The sequence below is a fragment of the Streptomyces sp. KLMMK genome (assembly GCF_036961605.1).
In the GTDB taxonomy this organism is placed as follows: Bacteria; Actinomycetota; Actinomycetes; order Streptomycetales; family Streptomycetaceae; genus Streptomyces; species Streptomyces telluris.
This window is the reverse complement of record NZ_JBAMDC010000518.1, coordinates 1-3,899: the sequence shown is the minus strand read 5'-3', so window position 1 is coordinate 3,899 and position 3,899 is coordinate 1. Positions and strand designations below refer to the sequence as shown.

General features: G+C 70.8%; 4 protein-coding genes and 1 pseudogene. 4 read left to right on the top strand and 1 reads right to left on the bottom strand.

Translation table 11 applies throughout. From position 1 onward, the window contains the following. A pseudogene (locus V7793_RS34755) lies at positions 1-443 on the bottom strand (regulator); the annotation flags it as partial. Positions 444-784: 341 nt separating this feature from the next. Here V7793_RS34755 and lipB point away from each other — a divergent pair. The 4 genes from lipB to V7793_RS34735 all read left to right on the top strand — a co-directional run. Continuing rightward, the gene (gene lipB, locus V7793_RS34750) at positions 785-1,582 is read left to right on the top strand and encodes a lipoyl(octanoyl) transferase LipB (protein ID WP_336013684.1); all 798 of its coding nucleotides are present in this window, start codon (positions 785-787) and stop codon (positions 1,580-1,582) included. A gap of 143 nt (positions 1,583-1,725) precedes the next feature. Continuing rightward, entirely contained in the window at positions 1,726-2,691 is a 966-nt protein-coding gene (gene lipA / locus V7793_RS34745; protein WP_336013683.1) for a lipoyl synthase, read from the top strand. Positions 2,692-2,959: 268 nt separating this feature from the next. Further along, positions 2,960-3,220, top strand: a complete 261-nt coding sequence (locus tag V7793_RS34740; RefSeq protein ID WP_168092596.1) for an SCO2195 family GlnR-regulated protein — start codon at positions 2,960-2,962, stop codon at positions 3,218-3,220. A gap of 10 nt (positions 3,221-3,230) precedes the next feature. Further along, on the top strand, positions 3,231-3,899 hold a 669-nt coding region (locus V7793_RS34735), incomplete at its 3' end, for a DUF4191 domain-containing protein (RefSeq protein WP_336013682.1).

The following is a 3,899-nucleotide window of genomic DNA, read 5'->3' as shown; positions in this document are numbered from 1 at the left end:
CGCTCGTCGGCCCGGCCGATCAGCCAGTCCCGGCTGGGCACCACCAGCCCGGCCGGGGTGAAGGCGATCTTCCGAAGCTCGGTGTGGCTGCCGGAGTCCTTGCGCCAGAGGCCGCTGACGATGTCAATGGCCTCCTCCGGGGACGCGGCGAATTCGAGCCCGGCGTACACCGGGGCACAGGCGTCCAGCCCCAGGTCCTGCGCGGACAGCCGCCGTCCGAGCCGCCGGGTGAACACCTCGGCGATCAGCGCCGGGGTGGTGCCCCGGGGCTGCTGGCCGCGCAGCCAGCGGGTGACGGACGTCTTGTCGTAACGCAGGTCGAGGCCGTGCTCAAGCCCTAACTGATCGACTCGCCGAGCCAGCCCTGCGTTGGAGAAGCCCGCCTCCGCGATCAACGCGGCGAGCTGACGATTGGGGATGCGCTGCGGGGGTCGTTCCGTCATCAGCCTGCCGGTCTCCCTGATCTCGTTCTGGAACGGCGCGAACTTAGCGGTCCTCAACGCCCTGATCGCTACCTTCGCCCCGCATTCATCCGATCGTGTGAGGACAGATCAAATACACCCGGAGGGCGGTCCGGACCCCACCTGCCCTCCGTCCGCGGTGCACCGCCCGCCTGCGGCGATGTCCGCGGACCGCCGTACAGTGGCAAGGGCGCGTCGAGAGCGTGGGAATTCACGTGAGATGCACCCATACGCGCCATACGCGCCACCTGCGCGCCCTCACCGGGGGCGTACGGGGGCACGGCACAGTCGGAGCAGAGTCGAAGAGGAGCTGAGGAGCCGCCGTGAGTGAGCTGCGCTTCGTCCACCTGGGCTTCGGGGCGGACGCCGTCGAGTATCAGGAGGCTTGGCAGGAGCAGCGCCGGGTCCACGCCGCCCGGTTCGCGGACGAGGTCCCGGACACCTGCCTGCTGCTGGAGCACCCGGCGGTCTACACCGCGGGACGGCGCACGGAGGCCAGCGAGCGCCCCCTGGACGGCACGCCCGTCGTCGACGTCGACCGCGGCGGGAAGATCACCTGGCACGGCCCGGGACAGCTCGTCGGCTATCCCATCCTCAAGCTGCCGCGCCCGGTGGACGTGATCGCCCACGTCCGCCGGCTGGAGGAGGCGCTCATCCGCGCCTGCGCCGAGCTGGGCCTGGAGACCACGCGCGTCGAGGGCCGCAGCGGCGTCTGGGTGCTGGGCGACCCTGTCGAGGAGCGCCCCGCGGTCGGCGGCCTGTCCCTGGACTTCGACCCCCGGCTGACCGACGAGGAGTTCGACCCCCGGCTCAACGGCCCGGAGTACGCCCCCTCGAACGCCGGCCAGCGCCGCGAGGACCGCAAGCTGGCCGCGATCGGCATCCGGATCGCCAAGGGCGTCACGATGCACGGCTTCGCGCTGAACTGTGATCCTGACAACACCTGGTTCGACCGGATCGTGCCCTGCGGCATCCGGGACGCCGGCGTGACCTCGCTCTCGAACGAGCTGGGCCGGCGGGTGTCCGTGGCCGAGGTCCTGCCCGTGGTGGAGAAGCACCTGCGGGAGATCCTGGAGACGGCGGAGCCGCTGCCGCGGGCCGTGGAGACCGCGGCGGGCTAGCCGGGCCACCGCCGGCCCGCGGGGCCGGTGGGGGGAATGTGGCCCGGGTTCCATGAGTTGCCTTGGGCATACGAGTAAGAGCGTAGGAAATATCGGGCGTACCCTGGTGTCCGCCGAAGAATCGAAGCCATAGGGAGCCGGACGTGTCGGCAGTCGCACCCGACGGACGCAAGATGCTGCGCTTGGAGGTCCGCAACGCCCAGACCCCCATCGAGCGCAAGCCCGAGTGGATCAAGACCCGGGCGAAGATGGGCCCCGAGTACACCTCGCTGCAGGGCCTGGTGAAGCGCGAGGGTCTGCACACCGTCTGCCAGGAGGCGGGCTGCCCCAACATCTACGAGTGCTGGGAGGACCGCGAGGCGACGTTCCTCATCGGCGGCGACCAGTGCACCCGGCGCTGCGACTTCTGCCAGATCGACACCGGCAAGCCCCAGGCCCTGGACCGTGACGAGCCGCGCCGCGTCGGCGAGTCGGTCGTCACGATGGACCTGAACTACGCCACGATCACCGGCGTCGCCCGCGACGACCTGGCGGACGGCGGCGCCTGGCTGTACGCCGAGACCGTGCGCCAGATCCACCTGCAGACCGCGGAGCGCGAGGGCGGCCGGACGAAGGTCGAGCTGCTCGCGCCGGACTTCAACGCCGTCCCCGAGCTGCTGGACGAGGTCTTCGCCTCGCGCCCCGAGGTCTTCGCGCACAACGTCGAGACCGTCCCCCGGATCTTCCGGCGCATCCGCCCCGGCTTCCGCTACGAGCGCTCGCTGGAGGTCATCACCAAGGCCCGCGAGGCCGGCCTGGTGACCAAGTCCAACCTGATCCTGGGCATGGGCGAGGAGCGGGCCGAGGTCACCGAGGCCCTGCGCGACCTGCACGAGGCGGGTTGCGAACTCATCACGATCACCCAGTACCTGCGGCCGTCGCCGCGGCACCACCCGGTGGAGCGCTGGGTGAAGCCGCAGGAGTTCGTCGAGCTGAAGCAGGAGGCCGAGGAGATCGGCTACGCCGGCGTCATGTCCGGCCCCCTGGTCCGTTCGTCGTACCGGGCCGGCCGCCTTTACCAGCAGGCGATGGAGCGGCGCGCGGCGGCGCCCTCCGCCCAGGCGGTCTGACCGGCTCCGACCTGCACAGACGCCTCCCGGCACGGCATTGGACGCGGCCCGCATCACCCCCCGCAGAGCGGTGGGGACGATGCGGGCCGCGTCAACGTTTCATAGGTGTTTGACCAAGAGGTCATGCGTTGGTAACACCGTTCGGTGACGATAGGGGTACGCACAGCAGTTCCCATGCACGGCGTTTCCCAGCACACTTCTCCGTCGGTACGCACCGCCAGCCCCCCGCTGCCCAATGATTCACTTCCGCTCCCGAGGGGACAACGACATGCAGGCCGCGCCCGCCCAGGCAGCGATGGCGACAGCCACCCGCGCCGCTTCCGCCCTCCCCGCGACGCTCTCCGTCCGGCCCCCGTCCGTCACCGGGGCCCTGCGGGCCTTGGAGGGGCTGCTGATGCGCGGCGGCCAGCGCACCGCCCGGCGCAACGCCTGGACCGCGGTGCTGGAGGACCGCCGCCGCGCCAAGGACAGGCGCGAGGCGCAGCACGTGCTGGAGGCCGTGGCGGCCCCCGGTCCGCAGGCGACGTAAACTTCGCCTTATGGCGAGCAAGGCAACACCTGAGAAGCAGGGGCGACTGCAGCAGATCGCCCTGTCGTACAAGCTGACGCGAGAGGCCGACCCGAAGGTCGGTCTCGTCGTCGCCGCCGTGGGCATCGTGACCCTCGGTGTCCTGCTCGCCGTGGGCTTCGCGATCGGCCACCCGGTCTACCTGGGCATTCTGGGCGTCCTGCTGGCTTTCCTCGCGATGGCGATCGTCTTCGGCCAGCGCGCCCAGCGCGCCTACAACAGCAAGATCGAGGGCCAGCGGGGCGCCGCCGCGTCCATCCTGGAGGGGCAGATGGGCCGGCAGTGGACGACCACGCCCGCCGTCGCCTTCAACCGTGACGAGGACATGGTCCACCGGGCCGTCGGCAAGGCCGGCATCGTCCTCATCGGCGAGGGCAACCCCGGCCGGGTCAAGGGCCTGCTGGCGGCCGAGAAGCGTAAGATGGCGCGCATCGTGACGGACGTCCCCGTGCACGACTTCATCATCGGCAACGGCGAGGGCCAGCTGCCGCTGAAGAAGCTCCGCACGACGCTGGCCAAGCTGCCGCGCGTGGTCCCCGGCGACAAGGTCACGGCGACCACCGACCGCCTGCGGGCCATGGGCGACCCCATGAAGAACATGCCGATCCCGAAGGGTCCGATGCCCAAGGGCATGCGGTCG